The sequence below is a fragment of the Citrobacter sp. Cu096 genome, from assembly GCF_030332285.1.
Lineage (GTDB): Bacteria > Pseudomonadota > Gammaproteobacteria > Enterobacterales > Enterobacteriaceae > Citrobacter > Citrobacter meridianamericanus.
The window spans coordinates 246,143-264,448 of sequence record NZ_JAOWID010000022.1 but is presented as its reverse complement, the minus strand read 5'-3'; the positions used below and the strand labels follow the sequence as shown (position 1 = coordinate 264,448).

The 18,306-nt window shown below is 50.8% G+C and carries 19 protein-coding genes; 7 read left to right on the top strand and 12 right to left on the bottom strand.

The window, feature by feature from the left end; all coding sequences use genetic code 11:
• Positions 1-6 precede the first annotated feature (6 nt).
• The gene (gene ispA / locus OGX99_RS07975; protein WP_278238049.1) at positions 7-906 is read right to left on the bottom strand and encodes a (2E,6E)-farnesyl diphosphate synthase; all 900 of its coding nucleotides are present in this window, start codon (positions 904-906) and stop codon (positions 7-9) included.
• On the bottom strand, positions 907-1,149 hold the full coding sequence (gene xseB, locus OGX99_RS07970; protein WP_038638224.1) for an exodeoxyribonuclease VII small subunit: 243 nt from the start codon (positions 1,147-1,149) through the stop codon (positions 907-909).
• 208 nt (positions 1,150-1,357) lie between these two features.
• Between xseB and thiI the strand changes: the two genes are divergently transcribed.
• Together thiI and OGX99_RS07960 are read left to right on the top strand one after the other, a co-directional pair.
• Entirely contained in the window at positions 1,358-2,806 is a 1,449-nt protein-coding gene (thiI, locus tag OGX99_RS07965) for a tRNA uracil 4-sulfurtransferase ThiI (RefSeq protein WP_005125147.1), read from the top strand.
• Positions 2,807-3,107: 301 nt separating this feature from the next.
• Entirely contained in the window at positions 3,108-3,719 is a 612-nt protein-coding gene (locus OGX99_RS07960; protein ID WP_149911159.1) for a hypothetical protein, read from the top strand.
• A gap of 70 nt (positions 3,720-3,789) precedes the next feature.
• On the opposite strand, the gene yajL is transcribed toward OGX99_RS07960, so the two are convergent.
• Both yajL and panE read right to left on the bottom strand, forming a co-directional pair.
• Complete coding sequence (gene yajL, locus OGX99_RS07955) at positions 3,790-4,380, bottom strand: protein deglycase YajL (RefSeq protein WP_286543137.1); 591 nt, start codon at positions 4,378-4,380, stop codon at positions 3,790-3,792.
• Positions 4,343-5,254: a 2-dehydropantoate 2-reductase gene (panE, locus tag OGX99_RS07950; protein WP_151218619.1), complete on the bottom strand. Its 912-nt coding sequence runs from the start codon at positions 5,252-5,254 to the stop codon at positions 4,343-4,345. Before panE ends, yajL begins: the two co-directional genes overlap by 38 nt.
• Before the next feature lie 174 nt (positions 5,255-5,428).
• Between panE and OGX99_RS07945 the strand changes: the two genes are divergently transcribed.
• Entirely contained in the window at positions 5,429-5,920 is a 492-nt protein-coding gene (locus OGX99_RS07945) for a YajQ family cyclic di-GMP-binding protein (protein ID WP_003831002.1), read from the top strand.
• 80 nt (positions 5,921-6,000) lie between these two features.
• On the opposite strand, the gene OGX99_RS07940 is transcribed toward OGX99_RS07945, so the two are convergent.
• The gene (locus tag OGX99_RS07940; protein ID WP_286543135.1) at positions 6,001-7,365 is read right to left on the bottom strand and encodes an MFS transporter; all 1,365 of its coding nucleotides are present in this window, start codon (positions 7,363-7,365) and stop codon (positions 6,001-6,003) included.
• A gap of 235 nt (positions 7,366-7,600) precedes the next feature.
• Here OGX99_RS07940 and OGX99_RS07935 point away from each other — a divergent pair, with 235 nt between their 5' ends.
• Both OGX99_RS07935 and OGX99_RS07930 read left to right on the top strand, forming a co-directional pair.
• A complete protein-coding gene (locus OGX99_RS07935; protein WP_210904719.1) occupies positions 7,601-7,975 on the top strand; it encodes a DUF1493 family protein in 375 nt (124 codons plus the stop codon).
• 167 nt (positions 7,976-8,142) lie between these two features.
• A complete protein-coding gene (locus OGX99_RS07930) occupies positions 8,143-8,466 on the top strand; it encodes a DUF1493 family protein (RefSeq protein ID WP_286543132.1) in 324 nt (107 codons plus the stop codon).
• Between the two features lie 56 nt (positions 8,467-8,522).
• Here OGX99_RS07930 and cyoE read toward each other — a convergent pair whose 3' ends face one another.
• From cyoE to OGX99_RS07895, 7 genes are all read right to left on the bottom strand, one after another.
• Positions 8,523-9,413, bottom strand: coding sequence for a heme o synthase (cyoE, locus tag OGX99_RS07925; RefSeq protein ID WP_286543130.1), 891 nt, complete (start codon positions 9,411-9,413; stop codon positions 8,523-8,525).
• A gap of 11 nt (positions 9,414-9,424) precedes the next feature.
• The gene (locus tag OGX99_RS07920) at positions 9,425-9,754 is read right to left on the bottom strand and encodes a cytochrome o ubiquinol oxidase subunit IV (protein WP_003021607.1); all 330 of its coding nucleotides are present in this window, start codon (positions 9,752-9,754) and stop codon (positions 9,425-9,427) included.
• A complete protein-coding gene (locus OGX99_RS07915) occupies positions 9,754-10,368 on the bottom strand; it encodes a cytochrome o ubiquinol oxidase subunit III (RefSeq protein ID WP_003021608.1) in 615 nt (204 codons plus the stop codon). Before OGX99_RS07915 ends, OGX99_RS07920 begins: the two co-directional genes overlap by 1 nt.
• Entirely contained in the window at positions 10,358-12,349 is a 1,992-nt protein-coding gene (gene cyoB / locus OGX99_RS07910) for a cytochrome o ubiquinol oxidase subunit I (RefSeq protein WP_151218623.1), read from the bottom strand. The genes OGX99_RS07915 and cyoB overlap by 11 nt, the downstream gene beginning before the upstream one ends.
• 19 nt (positions 12,350-12,368) lie before the next feature.
• On the bottom strand, positions 12,369-13,316 hold the full coding sequence (gene cyoA, locus OGX99_RS07905) for a cytochrome o ubiquinol oxidase subunit II (protein WP_151218624.1): 948 nt from the start codon (positions 13,314-13,316) through the stop codon (positions 12,369-12,371).
• Positions 13,317-13,774: 458 nt separating this feature from the next.
• A complete protein-coding gene (ampG, locus tag OGX99_RS07900) occupies positions 13,775-15,250 on the bottom strand; it encodes a muropeptide MFS transporter AmpG (RefSeq protein WP_151218625.1) in 1,476 nt (491 codons plus the stop codon).
• A gap of 44 nt (positions 15,251-15,294) precedes the next feature.
• Complete coding sequence (locus OGX99_RS07895; protein WP_151218626.1) at positions 15,295-15,873, bottom strand: lipoprotein; 579 nt, start codon at positions 15,871-15,873, stop codon at positions 15,295-15,297.
• Positions 15,874-16,179: 306 nt separating this feature from the next.
• Here OGX99_RS07895 and bolA point away from each other — a divergent pair, with 306 nt between their 5' ends.
• Complete coding sequence (gene bolA, locus OGX99_RS07890) at positions 16,180-16,497, top strand: transcriptional regulator BolA (RefSeq protein ID WP_003021619.1); 318 nt, start codon at positions 16,180-16,182, stop codon at positions 16,495-16,497.
• 344 nt (positions 16,498-16,841) lie between these two features.
• Complete coding sequence (gene tig / locus OGX99_RS07885; protein WP_003021622.1) at positions 16,842-18,140, top strand: trigger factor; 1,299 nt, start codon at positions 16,842-16,844, stop codon at positions 18,138-18,140.
• Positions 18,141-18,306 lie beyond the last annotated feature (166 nt).

Below are 18,306 nucleotides of genomic sequence, written 5' to 3'. Positions count from 1 at the left end.
GTTGGTTTATTTATCACGCTGGATTATATAGTCCGCTAGCGCTTCCAGTGCCGAGGTATCGAGTGACTGTGCGGCCAGCAGATTCAGCGACTGGCGGGCATCTTCGATTAAATCCCGGGCTTTATTCCGGGCTTGCTCAAGACCCAGAAGTGCAGGATAGGTACTTTTGCCAAGCTGCTGGTCAGCACCCTGACGTTTACCCAATATTGCAGTATCGCCCACCACATCCAGGATGTCATCCTGAACCTGGAAAGCCAGGCCGATGCTTTCTGCATATTTGTCGAGTGTTGCCAGGCATTCTCGCCCTTTGTCACCTGCGCTTAATGCCCCCAAACGTACGGCGGCGCGAATCAATGCCCCGGTTTTGTGGCGGTGAATACGCTCCAGCGCAGCCAGCTCAACCTGATGGCCTTCGGCTGCCAGATCCAGTGCCTGGCCGCCGCACATTCCGGCGATACCGCTGGCCTGGGCCAGTTCAGAGATCATCGCGATGCGGTCACGGTCAGACACTTCCGGCATCGGGGCGTCGCTGATAATGGAGAACGCCAGCGTTTGCAGCGCATCTCCGGCGAGGATCGCGTTTGCCTCGCCAAATTTTACGTGGCAGGTCGGCAGACCGCGGCGCAGGTCATCGTCGTCCATCGCAGGTAAATCATCGTGCATCAACGAATAAGCATGGATGCACTCGACGGCTGCCGCGGGAGCATCAAGCGTACTCAGGCTGACGCCAAACATCTGACCGGTCGCGTACACCAGAAACGGGCGCAGACGTTTACCGCCTAATAATGCGCCATATTGCATGGTTTCGACCACGGGAGTGTTCTGAAAGGGCAGTGGCGCGATAAAACGGCTCAGTGCCTGATTGGCCTGCTCAACGCAAGCCTGTAGCTGCTGCGTAAAATCCATTTACTCATTATCCGGTGTAAAAGGCGTAAGGGCGGCGTCTTCAGTATCTGACAGCAGGATTTGCACGCGCTGTTCAGCCTGTTGCAATTTAACCTGTCCCTGACGCGCCAACTGTACGCCTCGTTCGAATTCGTTCAGCGCTTCTTCCAGCGGCAGGTCGCCGCTTTCCAGGCGGGTAACAATCTGTTCCAGCTCGCTCAGCGCTGTTTCAAAACTGGCTGGCGCTTCATTTTTCTTCGGCATAATGAATGTCTGACTCTCTGTATTGGCAGCACAAGACTATGGTAACGGACTCGCACTGATAAGCAAATAACGCGCAATGGTAAGGCGATGTGCACAGGATGACCATGATGGTGGTATACTTGCGCGCCTGGATGCAGCCGCAGGGTATGGGCTGCTGTATTTTTTTCCATTACAAGTCATTCAGACTTGCCAAAGAACCATTGCCGCCATGAAGTTTATCATTAAATTGTTCCCAGAAATCACCATCAAAAGCCAATCTGTGCGTTTGCGCTTTATAAAAATTCTGACAGGGAACATTCGTAACGTTTTAAAGCACTATGATGAAGACCTTGCCGTTGTCCGTCACTGGGATCACGTTGAGGTTCGCGCGAAAGATGAAAGCCAACGCCTGGACATTCGCGACGCGCTAACCCGTATTCCGGGGATCCACCATATTCTCGAAGTAGAAGACGTGCCGTTTACCGATATGCACGATATTTTCGAGAAAGCACTGGTACAGTATCGCGATCAACTGGAAGGTAAGACCTTCTGCGTTCGCGTCAAACGTCGCGGTAAGCATGAGTTTAGCTCTATTGAGGTGGAACGTTATGTTGGCGGTGGACTGAACCAGCATATTGAATCCGCGCGCGTGAAGCTGACGAAGCCGGACGTGACGGTGAATCTTGAAATCGAAAACGACCGCCTGTTGCTGGTTAAAGGCCGCTATGAAGGTATCGGCGGTTTCCCGATAGGGACACAGGAAGACGTACTGTCGCTGATCTCGGGTGGTTTCGACTCCGGCGTGTCCAGCTACATGCTGATGCGTCGCGGCTGCCGCGTGCACTACTGCTTCTTCAACCTTGGCGGGGCAGCGCATGAAATCGGCGTTCGCCAGGTGGCGCATTATCTGTGGAACCGCTTTGGTAGCTCGCATCGCGTGCGTTTTGTTGCCATCAACTTTGAGCCGGTAGTGGGCGAGATCCTGGAGAAAGTCGACGACGGTCAGATGGGCGTGGTCCTCAAACGTATGATGGTACGCGCGGCGTCGAAAGTCGCTGAGCGCTACGGCGTACAGGCGCTGGTAACCGGTGAAGCGCTGGGCCAGGTGTCCAGCCAGACGCTGACCAACCTGCGCCTGATCGATAACGTTTCTGACACCCTGATCCTGCGACCGCTTATCTCCCATGATAAAGAGCACATTATCAATCTGGCACGTGAAATTGGTACCGAGGACTTTGCCCGTACTATGCCGGAATACTGCGGCGTGATTTCAAAAAGCCCGACGGTGAAAGCAATTAAGGCGAAGATTGAGGCCGAAGAAGAAAACTTCGATTTCTCGATCCTCGATAAAGTGGTTGAAGAAGCGAACAATATCGATATTCGTGATATCGCCCAGCAGACGCAGCAGACCGTGGTGGAAGTGGAAACCGTGAGCGGCTTCGGCCCGAACGATGTGATTCTGGATATCCGCTCTGTGGATGAACAGGATGACAAACCGCTGAAGGTTGACGGCGTGGACGTCGTTTCTCTGCCGTTCTACAAGCTGAGCACCAAATTCGGCGATCTGGATCAGAGCAAAACCTGGCTGCTATGGTGTGAACGCGGGGTGATGAGCCGTCTGCAGGCGCTTTACCTGCGCGAGCAGGGCTTTGAGAACGTGAAGGTGTATCGCCCGTAAGCGTTACGCTTGTAGCAAAAAAAACCTCGCGATGCGAGGTTTTTTTATGTGCGTTTATGGATAAGGCAATGCCATTTTAGATTCTGTATTCTATAGTTGCGCCAATTACATTATCCCTTATGGTAGAGCATAGTGTATCAACGCGCCTTAGCAAAATGGTGACGCCCAATAAAACTTATTCACAAACAAATTATATGGCATAAAGTGACCACTATCTTCCGGAAACTGCATCAGTTACATGGCTACGTAAGCCAAAAATATAAAGAACATATTTGATTAATACAGGGACGGAGCATTGATTATGATGTCGGATCATCAGAAACAGGCACTATTCAGCGTCAGCGTGCCGGGCGGTTCATTATCGTTCGCGCAATATCTTTGGGGCGGTCGGCTGGCGTTGCGGTGGTTGCCTGCACATCATCGTAGGCTTGAGAAGTTGTTGATATGGCTCTGTATTGCTGTCGTGCTATGTTGTATTAGCTATTTTTTGGGCACGTATAAGGTTGTATTCAGAAGTTGGTCGAGAGAAACGGGTGAATATCTCTTTAAACTCCAGGGAGAAGGGGTAATATCTATTTGTCTGGGATGTTATATCCTCGGCATATTGGTGGCTCGTTTACTCTTTGCAAATTATTCACGGCGTTCACACCATAGTTTTTACGAATCTAATAGCGGAATTCACAGCGGATATAATCTGCAGATTACCGACTCGGGCATTTCCTGGAGTGTTGATGACTACTATTCTTTTGTTGCGTGGGAACGGCTGAAGGGCGTTACTACACATGATGGTATTGATTATTATGATTTAGGTACGCTTGGATTTTTGTGGATACCCGCTGCGTTGGCTGATTATCCGCGTACTTCCATGCGGGAGTTTATCAATAAAAAGCTCCGTGAGAATGCGAAAAAGTGAAAACCAGAATATATATTTGGAGGCGGCAATATACCCGACAAGTGCAACGCCATCGGGCATATCATATTTGTTACTCGTAGTAGTTATAAATTCCCGCTGCCATCACCAGTTGTGATGCAACTTCGTAAGCCTTTTCACGACTAACCAACAGATCAATGATTTTTAAACCGAAATCGATGGAGGTTCCCGGTCCCTGGCTGGTTAACAGGTTAACGCGCGGATCCCACACGACGCGCTTGTCCTGCCATTGCTCCGCGGGGATCTTGTCTTTCAGCGCCGGGTAGCCGGTCATGTTGCCGATGGGAAAAATGTCGTGTGGGACGAGGACGGTCGCGGCAGCGGCGCAGATTGCCGCGACTATGCGTCCGGAGCGATGAAACTGTTTCACGGTTTCGACCAGCAGGGGACTGTCGCGAAAGCACTCGGCACCTTTGACACCACCGGGCAGCACGATGATGTCGAAATCGCCGTCGGCAACTTCGACTAATGGCGCATCCGCCAGCAGTTTCACACCGCGCGAGCACACGATCGTCAGGTTGCCATCGCTGGCGACGCTGGCGGTTGTGACCTTAAGTCCGCCGCGAACCAGCAGATCGATAGTAGTAACTGCTTCGGTTTCTTCACTACCAGGGGCGAGACATACCAGTGCCTGAGCGCTCATACTCACTTTCCTTTCTTTTAACCATTTCAAACAGGCGGGCATTTTCCGGAACGGCGATGCCGTGCGCGCGTGCGCGTTTTAACAAATAACCGGTAATGTAGTCGATCTCGGTATGACGCATGGCGCGAATGTCCTGCAGCATAGATGAGATATTTTCCGCCGTACTGTCAATCACTTGCTCGACATAATAGCGTAAATCATCCGCTGATGTGTGGTGGCCTTCGCGTTCGATCACCGCTGCCACTTCCTCGCAGATGAGCGCTATTTTTTCCGGATGGTGGCGTAACTCACCGTTTGGGCAATCCCATAATGCGGTCAGCGGGTTAATGACGCAGTTGACGGCCAGCTTGCGCCACAGCTCGGCGCGAATAGTGTTGTGCCAGGCGACGTCCGGCAGCACCTCTTGCAGGGTTTCAGCCAGATAGCTGAAATCTCCGTCTTGCTCACGCGCCGGTCCAATACGCGTTGTTCCCTGAGCGACATGAATGATGACGTTCCCGTCACGGCGCGCTGCGTGGGTGGTGGTACCCATCAGCAAGGGTTGCTTAATGTTATGTAACTCTTCAATCGTGCCCATGCCGTTGTGAATAAGCAGAATGGGCGTGGTTTCAGGCAGAATTGCGGCCAGGCCTTTTACCGCATCAGAAACCTGCCAGGCTTTCAGGGTGACCAGCAGCAGGTCGCTTTTTGCCAAAAAGTCGGGGTCGTTTGCCGTCAGGGATTCATTAAAAACTGAGCCATCCGTGTCGATCAGGTTTACGCTGCAGTAGGGTTGCGGTACGCGCAGCCACCCTTGCACCTCATGTCCATGTTTGCACAGTGCTGTAAGCCATAGCTGTCCTAACGCTCCACATCCCAGTACGGTAATTTTCATTCTTCCTCCTCACCTGCAACAACACCAGGTGTTAATCCATTTCGACCGCACCCCATTATTGTTCGCAGATGTCACTACCACGTACAATGAAGGGATACAGCCTAGTATAGCGCTGTCTGTTGAGTAACTTTGCAGGTATTATGCTTCGCATCAAAAATGAAGGGAGAGGAAAAGATGCCATCTTTCGATATTGTCTCTGAAGTTGATCTTCAGGAAGCCCGTAACGCGGTGGATAACGCCAGCCGTGAAGTCGAGTCACGCTTTGATTTTCGTGGCGTTGAAGCCACTTTTGAGCTGAATGAGTCAAATAAGACGATTAAGGTGCTGAGCGAGTCTGATTTCCAGGTCAATCAGCTGCTGGATATTTTACGTGCAAAGCTGCTGAAACGCGGTATTGAAGGCACGTCGCTGGACGTACCAGAGACCTTCGTGCACAGCGGTAAAACCTGGTTTGTTGAAGCTAAGCTGAAGCAGGGCATTGAAAGTGCGGTGCAAAAGAAAATCGTTAAGCTGATCAAAGACAGCAAGCTGAAGGTGCAGGCGCAGATTCAGGGTGAAGAAATTCGTGTGACCGGTAAGGCGCGTGACGATCTGCAATCCGTCATGGCGCTGGTTCGCGGTGGCGATCTCGGCCAGCCGTTCCAGTTTAAAAATTTCCGCGATTAAGTCGTAATGCCTGATCCGGCCTACAGGTCGCACACGCTATTTGTAGGCCGGATAAGACGATAGTCGCCATCCGGCAATTATCACGCCTGGCTGATGGCCTGCTCAACCTCAAATCGATTGGTGACTTTGCTGTCGATTTTCACGTAGGCCGAGTGCTCTTTTGCGACAATTAACACTTCGCTTATCCCTTCTTTCGCCAGCAGACGCTGCTTCAACGTGTCATCCGCGGCAATCTCTGGTGGGATTTCCACGCGCAGGCTGCTGACGTACGGCGGTTCTTTCATTGTGCTTGCCACCAGTAACCAAATGGCTGCCAGCAGCGCGCCAGCCAGGAATACGGCCTGACCATCAAACATTTCGACCACCCAACCGCCGAGTGAACCGCCAATCGCCACGCCAAGAAACTGGCTGGTGGAGTAAACGCCCATCGCCGTGCCTTTATAACCTGCAGGTGATTCTTTGCTGATAAGCGAGGGGAGAAGGGCTTCCATCAGGTTAAAGGCGAGGAAGAAAATCTGCACGCCCGCAATCAGACCCCAGAAACGAATGTTAGCGCTCCACAATACAATCTCTGCAATAAGGATCAGTAACACGCAGGCGAGGAATACGCGTTTCATCTTGCGCTTTACTTCGGCGTAAATGATGAACGGCACCACGGAAACAAAGGACAGCAGCATCGTCACCAGATAAATTTTCCAGTGTTCTGCGGCGGGGAAACCGGCTTTCGCCAGTTGTCCTGGTAACGCGACGAAAGTGGACATCAGCAAAATGTGCAGACACAAGATGCCGAAATTGAGTTTCAGCAGTTTGGGCTCCGCCAGCACTTTGCTGAAGCTGCCTTTTACCATGCCCGACTCGCGGTTCAGCACGTGGTTGGTACTATTGGGAACGACCCAAATAGTCAGCACGATACCCGTGGTGGCAAGAGCGGCAATCATCCAGAACAGCGCGTGTAGCCCCAGCGCGTGGGTAACGATGGGCCCCAGCACCATCGCAATGGCGAAAGTGATACCAAAGCTGACGCCGATAAACGCCATCGCTTTGGTGCGGTTTTGCTCGCGGGTTAAGTCGGACAACAGCGCCATTACGGCGGCGGCAATGGCGCCAGAGCCTTGTAGGGCGCGGCCAAGAATAATTCCCCAGATTGAATCGGAGAGCGCGGCAATCACGCTGCCGAGAACGAATACCGCCAGTCCGCCGACGATAAGCGGCTTACGGCCGATGCGGTCAGAGAGTAAACCAAAGGGGATCTGGAAGACGGCCTGTGCCAGACCGTAAATACCGATGGCAAGGCCAATCAACGCTTCGCTGGCACCCTGTAGCGCCATGCCGTACGTGGTCAGAACCGGCAGAACCATAAACATGCCAAGCATGCGCAACGAGAATACGGTCCCTAAACCCCAGGTGGCGCGCAACTCACCGGGCGTCATTTTGTAATCGTTCATTCCCACCTCTGTATTAATTTCGCGCCTAGTGTAAAGCGGGGAAGGAATGGGGTAAACCTCTACGATATGTGGAATTGTGTAGCACGGAAACTTAAATAGTTACGATTGCAACTAATTTACTTGCGATAATTACAGGTGTAGTCTTTTTGTGGTTATTACTAATGGAAACAGGGAAAAGGAAAATGGTATTTCGTAATAAATATCACCAATTGATTCAGGCTGATGACGGTATTCAATGGACATCATTCTAATGAGTATTCAAGACGATGTGTTAAAGCTTTTCAGGGAAGAAATACCCGGGTATTTGGATGAAAACTGGAAAGAGGTTCCTTTAGAACTCGACTCAGAACTATTTGATGTCCCCGGTGATGACCTCCACAGTGCTCTGACTCGATATGAGAAAGAGTTTAAAGTCGATTTATCATGTGTGAACTGGAAACCGTATTATCCGTGGCACAATTTGCCACTATTCACTAGATGGTTCAAAGCTAAATGGGAAGAAGTAGAAGGCACACGTTTACCTTTAACCGTAAGGATGTTTGCGGAGTCAGCAAAGGCGGGGAAATGGTTGTTTGAGATCTGGCCTGATGAACAAAAAGACGAGACCTGACGCTGTCAAAATCGGGTAGTAAATAAAAAGGATGCCGAAGTACCCTTTTAGCATTCGCTGAATTTACCCAACCAAGGTCAACAGGGTGTATGAATAATACATCATAAAGTCTAATGATATCATGATATTAGTACGACTAAATATCGCATACAGTGGACATCTTTCTGATGAGAAATTATGAAGCTGAAGTTATTGAGTACATCATGAAGAATTACCCAATCAGGGAACGCTGGTTTAGACCTGGTCTTAAGCAGGTCACTAAACAATGGACCCTTGAGGATGATTTTCAGTTTGTTCCGGAAGATGCATATGATTTTTTAGCTGATTTATTTGAACATTTTGATATTGAATATTCGAATTTTGATGGGAGGAATTATATTGAACAAGAATACCCTTTCTGGAAAAAAGATCCTCCCGATATTGAGTTAAAACCTCTGACAGTTGGGATGATTATTGAGTCAGCAAAGGCCGGGAAATGGCTATATGATTGAATAGCTTTCTTGCCAATAAAAAGGGTGCCGAAGCACCCTTTTCGTATCAGCAGATTTTACCAGACGTAAGTCAGCAGGTTCTGCGAGTTTGGCACCATAAAGTCGACGGACATCATCACGGAAAGCGCGGTAATGGCGATGATGGAGAAGCCGAACAGCTTGCGCGCCCAGACTTTGTCATCTTCCACTTTATAACCGCGCAGCGCCATGCCCAACCACCAGACGCTCACCGCCGCAGCAACAATCAGGTATTTATAACCTGCATAGCCGCCCAGGGTTAGCATCAGCGTGGCGATAGCAAATGCGATGATATACAGCGTGATATGGTTTTTCGCGACTGAAATGCCTTTCACCACCGGCAGTACTGGGATGTTGGCAGCCTGATAATCCTTAAAGCGGAAAATCGCAATCGCGTAAGAGTGCGGCATCTGCCACAGGCTGAAAATAGCCAGCAGAATCAGCGCACCGCTATCGAACGCACCGGTTACGGCGCAGTAGCCAATCACCGGCGGCGCAGCGCCGGAGAGTGAGCCAATCAGCGTGCCATAAACGGAATGGCGCTTCATGTACAGGCTATAGACGCCCACATAGACCACGAAGCCCATTACCCCCAGCCAGCAGGCCAGAGGGTTCGCGCCAAACCACAGCAGCATAAAGCCAGCAATACCCAGCAGGGTGGCGTATACCAGTGAGACCGCAGGGGAAATCAGACCTTTAACCAGCACGCGGTTTTTGGTCCTCTCCATCTTCCTGTCGATATCCCTGTCGATGTAGTTGTTAAATACACAACCCGACGCCACAACCAGTGACACCCCAACCAGCGTGTAGATAAACAGGGGATAATCAATGCTGCCTTTCGAGGCCAGCAGGAACCCCCCAATCACCGAGATCAGGTTGCCAAAGATGATGCCTGGTTTCGTTACTTGCAGGTATTGCTTAAACATCATAATCGCCGCTCTTAGTGCATCATCATGTTGTAGTTAAGGTTCCACATAATCCAGATGGAGCCCACAACCAGGATGGCGATGATTAGCACAGTAAAGACAAAGGCCGTCATGTTCCAACCTTCATCAGATTTGCTATTCATGTGCAGGAAGCACACCAGGTGCACCAGAATCTGTACCACTGCCATTGCCAGAATAGTTCCCAGAATGACGGCCGGAGAGGCAGAACCTGTCATCACCATCCAGAACGGAATAACCGTCAGGATGATCGACAGGATAAAACCTGTCATGTAGGTTTTTACGCTGCCATGGGATGCGCCGCCGCTCTCGTTAGCATGACTCATTACATCGCCCCCATCAGATAAACAACAGTGAACACACAGATCCATACCACATCCAGGAAGTGCCAGAACAGGCTCAGGCACATGATGCGGGTACGGTTAGTACTGGTCAGGCCGCGACGAGCGACTTGCACCATCAGAACTGCCATCCAGATAAGACCGGAGGTGACGTGCAGACCGTGCGTGCCGACCAGCGCGAAGAACGCAGACAGGAAACCGCTACGATCCGGGCCCATGCCGTTAACAATCAGGTGATGGAATTCATAGAGTTCCATCCCGATGAATCCGGCACCGAACAAGAAGGTCAACGCCAGCCAGGAGATAACCTGGCTCTTGTTGTTCTTGTACATGGCAATCGCTGCCATGCCGTAAGTAATGGAGCTGAATAACAGCAGGAATGTTTCAACCAGAACGAACGGCAGTTCAAAAATGTCCTTACCTGTCGGGCCACCTGCGGTGCCGTTCACCAGAACGGCATAGGTTGCAAACAGAATAGAGAACAGAATGCAGTCGCTCATCAGGTAGATCCAGAATCCGAAGATTTTGGTCTGGCCTGCATCGTGGTGCCCGTGTTCGTGCGCGTGGGCAGTCGCGTGCGTTAAAGTATCAGTTGCCATTTTTCAGCCCTGCCTTAGTAATCTCATCGAAATGCTGGTTTTCCAGTTTTTCGATTTCCGGGACCGGCACGTAGTAATCCACGTCTTCATCAAAGCTTTTCACAATCCAGCTGATGATCATGCCTGCGAAGCTTGCAATCGCCAGCCACCAGATATGCCAGATCATGGCGAAACCAAACAGTGTTGCGAAGGCGGTAATGACGATACCGGCACCGCTGTTCTTCGGCATATGAATCTCTTCATAGTGCGCAGGCTGCTTGTACGCTTCACCTTTTTCTTTCATTTCCCAGAAGGCATCACGCTCGTGAACGTGCGGCACAACGGCAAAGTTATAGAACGGAGGCGGGGAAGAGGTTGCCCACTCCAGCGTACGACCACCCCATGGGTCACCGGTCAGATCACGATTCTGCTCGCGGTCGCGAATGGACACGTACATCTGAATGAACTGGCACAGGATACCCAGTGCAATCAGCGCGGCACCACAAGCGGCAACAACCAGCATCGGATGGAACTGCGGGTCAATCTGCTGGCTGAGGCGACGGGTCATACCCATAAAGCCCAGCACGTACAGCGGCATAAATGCCACGAAGAAGCCGATGATCCAGAACCAGAATGCGCGTTTACCCCAGGTCTCGTTCAGCGTGAAGCCAAACGCTTTCGGCCACCAGTAGGTCATCCCCGCGAAGCAACCAAATACCACGCCGCCGATGATAACGTTATGGAAGTGCGCAATCAGGAACAGACTGTTGTGCAGTACGAAGTCGGCACCCGGAACCGCCAGCAGTACGCCGGTCATGCCGCCGACTGAGAAGGTCACGATAAAGCCAATCGTCCACAGCATTGCTGAGTGGAATACGATACGGCCCTGATACATGGTGAACAGCCAGTTGAAGATCTTCACCCCGGTCGGGATGGCGATAATCATGGTGGTAATACCGAAGAAGGCGTTTACGTTTGCGCCGGCACCCATGGTGAAGAAGTGGTGCAGCCAAACAATGAACGACAGAACGGTGATACACACGGTTGCCCACACCAGCGAGGTGTAACCAAACAGACGCTTACGCGAGAAGGTTGCAGCGACTTCGGAGAATACCCCGAATACTGGCAGGATCAGAATGTACACTTCCGGATGGCCCCAGGCCCAAATCAGGTTGATGTACATCATCATGTTGCCGCCCATATCATTGGTAAAGAAATGGGTGCCCAGATAGCGATCCAGGGTCAGCAACGCGACGGTAACCGTCAGGATTGGGAAAGAAGCGATAATCAGGATGTTCGCGCACAGAGACGCCCAGCTAAATACCGGCATCTTGAACATGGTCATTCCTGGCGCACGCATCTTAATGATGGTCACAAAGAAGTTGATACCAGTCAGCGTTGTACCAATACCGGACAACTGGACTGCCCATATCCAATAATCGACCCCGACGCTTGGACTGTACTCTATTCCCGAGAGCGGCGGATATGCCAGCCAACCGGTCTGAGCGAATTCACCTACGCCCAGAGACAGGTTAACCAGGATTACGCCGACAACGGTGAACCAGAAGCTCAGGTTGTTCAGGAATGGGAACGCAACGTCACGTGCGCCGATCTGCAGCGGAACCACCAGGTTCATCAGACCGATAACAAATGGCATTGCCACGAAGAAGATCATAATCACGCCGTGAGCCGTGAAGATCTGGTCGTAGTGGTGAGGTGGCAGGAAACCCGCTTCACCTGCTGAAGCCAGCGCTTGCTGACTACGCATCATGACGGCATCTGCAAAGCCACGAATCAACATGACGATTGCGACGATGACATACATGATGCCAAGGCGTTTGTGGTCAACCGAAGTCAGCCACTCTTTCCACAGGTAGGTCCACTTACCGAAGTAAGTGATTAGGCCCAGTAAGGCCGCACCACCGATGATAATGGCAGCGATCGTAACCATGACAATGGGTTCATGGAACGGCACTGCATCCAGCGTCAATTTTCCGAACATCGTATTCTTCCTCGGCCCCTTAGTGAGCGGATTCCGCGTGGCTCATGTCCATGCCTTCCATGCCTTCGTGTGCGTTGTGCTCACCTTCGGGTTGGGTCATGTCCATGCTCTTACCGTGAGCCATAAATTTGTTAATAACGTCTTTAAACAAATCAGGTTTCACGTTGGAGAAGTATTCCACCTGGTTGTATTCGCTTGGCACAGCCACTTTTTCGAACGCAGCCATGTCGCTCATGGTGTTCGGAGACTGTTTAGCTTTAGCAACCCATTGGTCGAATTCGGCGCGGTCCTTTGTTGCGATAGCCTTGAACTTCATACCGGAGAAGCCTGGTCCGCTATAGCTTGCGGAGATACCATCATAAGTACCGACTTCGTTGGCGATCAGATGCAGTCGAGTCTGCATACCGGCCATGGCATAAATCTGGCTACCCAGACGCGGGATAAAGAAGGAGTTCATCACGGAGTTAGATGTCACTTTGAACTCAACCGGAGTATTCGCCGGGAAGGCGATTTCATTCACGGTAGCGATACCCTGTTCCGGATAGATAAAGAACCATTTCCAGTCCATGGAAACCACTTCGATGGTAATGGGCTTCTCGTCATGCGCCAGCGGTTTGCTTGGCTCAAGAGCGTGAGTGGTTTTCCAGGTCAGTACGGCAAGGAAAATGATGATTAAGATCGGCACCGTCCAGACCACAGCTTCCACTTTATTGGAGTGTGACCAGTTCGGGCTGTACTTCGCATCTTTATTGCTTGCACGATACTTCCAGGCAAAACCAACAGCCATCAAGATGGCTGGAATAACGACAATCAACATCAGGCCAAATGCCGTCAGTATCAGTGAACGTTGTTCCAGTCCAATCTGTCCTTTAGGGTCAAGCAGCGCAGAATTACAGCCACTGAGTAACGCAGTGCCTGCAATTAATGACAACCATCCCAAACTTTTATTGTATTTCCTGAGTCTCATTTAACGACCTCAATTCCACGGGACCGGGTGGCGTTTAAAGTGTGAGGGCATTTTACGGGAAGGTTACATTACTGTAAACATCCTTGGATCTGTGTTACTGGGTTCTGCCATGCGTGTCACATATGTTACAATATATGTCGCTTTGACTTTAAGAACCTGTTGCAACATCACGTTATAACGAAAGCGGACAGGCGGAGGAGATGCTGAGGGTAATTGGTATAACCAATACGAAAATAAAACAATTAATTAACAATTAATTATCAATAAAAAGACAACTCAGGAACAAAAAATAAATCTGTAGTGGCTGAATCGAGTAAGGAAAATAGAATATATAAAAGGCGTCAATAATTTCCAAATTCTTTGGCGCACAAAATAACAAATATTATTTTTATCAATTGTTGTTTATTTAGCCGTTATAATTACGCAGGGTGATTACAACGGCTTATTAATACGGATTTTTACGCCAGACGGGTTTTGCGCAGAGCCAGATAATCCAGCAATCCGCCAAAAATGACCCCGCAGACGGCGACCGTCACTGAGACTTCAAGCAGTTCCGGCAGGAAGGAGAAGTGAGTGTAATCGAGGGCGTTCATCGTCAGCAGTAGCAGCCAGACTGCCAGCAAACAGCAACCCACTACCAGCGTCATTAATGCCAGACCGTACGCTCCACGAAATTCCGTGCGTGGAAGAAAGCTTTCATTTTGCCAACTATGCTCCAGGGTCTGACGACAAACCAGCAACAGTATGAGACCAGGGATCGCGGCAAACACCGAGAACAGATAAAACGTCGGCCATCCGTGCGCTTCGACAAACCAACCCGCTACCGGGCCAACATAAACGCGACCAACGGCTGAAAGCGCGGAGAGCAGGGCGAACTGGGTCGCTGAGAAGGACTTATTGCACAGCGTCATTAATAAAGCGACAAACGCTGCCGTGCCCATTCCGCCACACAGGTTTTCAAAGAAGACGGCGGCCGCCATACTGAACATGTGTTTGTCAGTGATGGACAATAGCCAGTAGCCTGCATTTGACGCCCCTTGCAGAATGCCAAATATCAGCAATGCGCGGAACAGCGAAAGACGCTGCATCAGGATCCCACCGTACAATGCACCAACGATGGTTGCCAGAAGCCCGAGCGTTTTATTCACCACGCCGACTTCACCCGCATCAAATCCGACGCCGCGGATTAAAAAGGTGGTGGTCAGACTCATGGCGAAGGCATCCCCAAGCTTATACAACACAATAAGCAGCAGGATAAGCCAGGCGTTGTTACGACCAAAGAAGTCGCGCAACGGAGCCGCCACTGCCTGCTCCAGCGTTTTGGGCACCGGAATGGCATCAGTCGGTTCGGGTGCCAACAATGTGGCAATGATGCAAGGTATCAGCAGCGCCGCCATCAGCCAGTACATGCCTTGCCAGCCCAGCCAGCGATCGGCCATCCACAGAGCCAGCCCACCGGAAACCAGCATCCCTAAACGATAGCCCAACACGCTGATTGCTGCGCCAGTGCCACGTTCTTCGGCAGGTAACACGTCGGTTTTCCAGGCGTCGAAGACGATATCCTGCGATGCTGAACAAAACGCGATCACCACGGCCAGTGCGGCCATCCAGCGCAGTTGTGTGCCGGGCTCAAGAAAGCCCATCGCGGCGATAGAAATGAGTAACAGCACCTGGGTTGCCAGCAGCCAACCGCGGCGTCGACCTAAAAATGGCGGCGTGTAGCGGTCCATAAGCGGGGACCAGAGGAACTTAAACACGTAGGCCTGGCCGACCAGAGAAAAGAAACCAATGGTTTTAAGATCGATATTCTCAACCGTCATCCATGCCTGAAGCGTACCTGAGGTCAGTGCGAGCGGTAAACCGGAAGCAAACCCCAGAATGAGCAGGATAGCTGAACGTGGTTGCTGAAAAATACGTAAGTAATGACTGGACATGGGCTTCTATAGGCCCGACGAACGCCGGGCCATATGGGCAGAAATTAACGCGCGTTCTGCTTGATGAAATCGTGAACGCTGGTGTCCTGAGACATATCAGCGATGGTGTCGGTCAGCACGCTGTTAACGGCGTCAGCGATATTTTTGTTAGAGGCCTGCAGTGCGCCTTCAACAGAATAGCTTGCGCGGTAGTTTTTGGTCATCTTGTTGCCGTTAGCAGCGGTCGCAATGATGGCGATATCTGCTTTGGTGGCAATGTTATAGCGCACGCTACCCTGAGACACGTCAGCGTACAGCTGGCTAACAATGATTTGCAGGTTTACTGCACCGTTCGGCCCAATCATATAGCCGCGTGCGGTCATCTGTTTTTCCAGCACTTCTTGCAGCAGGAAACGCAGATCGCGGGACGCGGTCAGGGTAACCAGCTGGTTGTCGCGGGTGACTTTTGCCAGCGCTTGATCCTGACGCTGGTCGGCACCGTTGATGCTAACGGTCACGCCCATCAGGCTTGGGTCCTGCTGCGGCAGCGTAATCTTCGGGGAGACTTCAATAGTGGTTGGCGGCGTTGCGCATCCAGCTAACATGAACAGCGCGACTAACGGGAAGAGGATTTTTTTAAACATGCCAGGGCTCTCAGCGAATCTAAATTGTATGGTTGGAGAAAATTCCCGCCATCATAACATCGCCAACGATGAGGGGAAGTGGGTAACGCATGTAAATTCATTGTGTTGTCCGTTTTATGACTTTCTAAAGACCATAAACGGGATTTTTGCAATAAATCGAAGTGAGGATTCAGTGAACTTCATCCGTTTGGCTGAGAAAATCAGACAAGCGCTAATTTTTTGTTGCTAAGGTGTAATGAAAACGGTAAAAGCGGCTAGTATTTAAAGGGATGGGTGACATCTCAGCGTTGTCGGAGGAAAAATTTCATGATGATTCGTGAGCAAATAGAAGAAAAATTAAGGGCAGCGTTCGAACCCGTATTCCTCGAAGTTGTGGATGAAAGCTATCGTCACAATGTCCCGGCCGGTTCTGAAAGCCACTTTAAGGTTGTGCTGGTTAGCGATCGCTTTACAGGTGAACGTTTTCTTAATCGCCATCGGATGATTTACAGCACGTTAACGGCGGAGCTTTCCACAACCGTTCATGCCCTTGCCCTGCATACCTACACCATTAAGGAGTGGGAAGCGTTGCAGGATACGATCTTTGCATCGCCTCCGTGTCGTGGGGCGGGAAGCATCGCGTAAAAACGGATTTGCAACAACCGACGCTTTTCCAGTATGTTGCTACAGATTATGTGAAAACGGCCTGCGGGCCGTTTTGTTTTGTCTGAATTCTGGGGGGGGCGTACAGTATTCAGACAAAAATTAGCCGGGAATTGTGAAAAAAGCCGCAGCAACGCGCGATAACCGTTCTCGACTCATAAAAGTGATGCCGCTATAATGCGCGTCTTATTTTTCGGAATGTCTTCGGGATGATTCTGACGACAGGGAATGTGATTGATTATGAGAACATCCCAGTTCCGCGAAGCCAACAACCTGTGCTTGCGGAGAAGAGTTGACCGAGCACTGTGATTTTTTGAGGTAACAAGATGCAAGTTTCAGTTGAAACCACTCAAGGCCTTGGCCGCCGTGTAACGATTACTATCGCTGCTGACAGCATCGAGACCGCTGTGAAAAGCGAGCTGGTCAACGTAGCGAAGAAAGTGCGTATTGACGGTTTCCGCAAAGGAAAAGTACCGATGAATGTTGTTGCTCAGCGTTATGGCGCGTCTGTTCGCCAGGACGTTCTGGGCGACCTGATGAGCCGCAACTTCGTTGACGCGATCATCAAAGAAAAAATCAATCCGGCTGGCGCACCGAACTACGTTCCGGGTGAATACAAGCTGGGTGAAGATTTTACTTACGCGGTAGAGTTCGAAGTTTACCCGGAAGTTGAGCTGACTGGCCTGGAAGCAATCGAAGTTGAAAAACCGGTTGTTGAAGTTACTGACGCTGACGTTGACGTGATGCTGGACACCCTGCGTAAGCAGCAGGCAACCTGGAAAGACAAAGACGGCGCTGCTGATGCAGAAGATCGTGTAACCATCGACTTCACCGGCTCTGTAGACGGCGAAGAGTTCGAAGGCGGCAAAGCGTCTGACTTCGTTCTGGCGATGGGCCAGGGTCGTATGATCCCAGGTTTCGAAGAAGGCGTTAAAGGCCACAAAGCTGGCGAAGAGTTCACTATCGACGTGACCTTCCCGGAAGAGTACCACGCTGAAAACCTGAAAGGTAAAGCCGCTAAGTTCGTTATCAACCTGAAGAAAGTTGAAGAACGTGAACTGCCGGAACTGACTGAAGAATTCATCAAACGTTTCGGCGTTGAAGATGGTTCCGTCGCGGGTCTGCGCGCTGAAGTACGTAAAAACATGGAGCGCGAGCTGAAAGGCGCAGTGCGTAACCGCGTTAAGTCTCAGGCGATTGAAGGTCTGGTAAAAGCTAACGACATCGACGTTCCGGCTGCGCTGATCGACAGCGAAATCGACGTTCTGCGTCGTCAGGCTGCACAGCGTTTTGGCGGTAACGAGAAACAAGCGCTGGAACTGCCGCGTGAACTGTTCGAAGAACAGGCTAAGCGTCGTGTAGTTGTTGGTCTGCTGCTGGGCGAAGTGATTCGCACCAACGAGCTGAAAGCTGACGAAGATCGCGTTAAAGGCTTGATCGAAGAGATGGCTTCTGCTTACGAAGATCCGAAAGAAGTTGTTGAGTTCTACAGCAAAAATAAAGAGCTGATGGACAACATGCGTAACGTCGCTCTGGAAGAGCAGGCTGTTGAAGCCGTTCTGGCGAAAGCGAAAGTGACTGAAAAAGCCACTTCCTTCAACGAACTGATGAACCAGCAGGCGTAATTCGTTGCTTTTTTAGCACGAATTTCCTACGCAAGCCCGTCACCTTTTGGTGGCGGGTTTTTTTTTGTCACGCATTTTGCATGGGAAGAGTGCGAAAACAGCGTTTCAGTGTTAGCGTTACAACAAAAGATTGTTATGCTTGAATTATGGCGATGTCGTACCCATT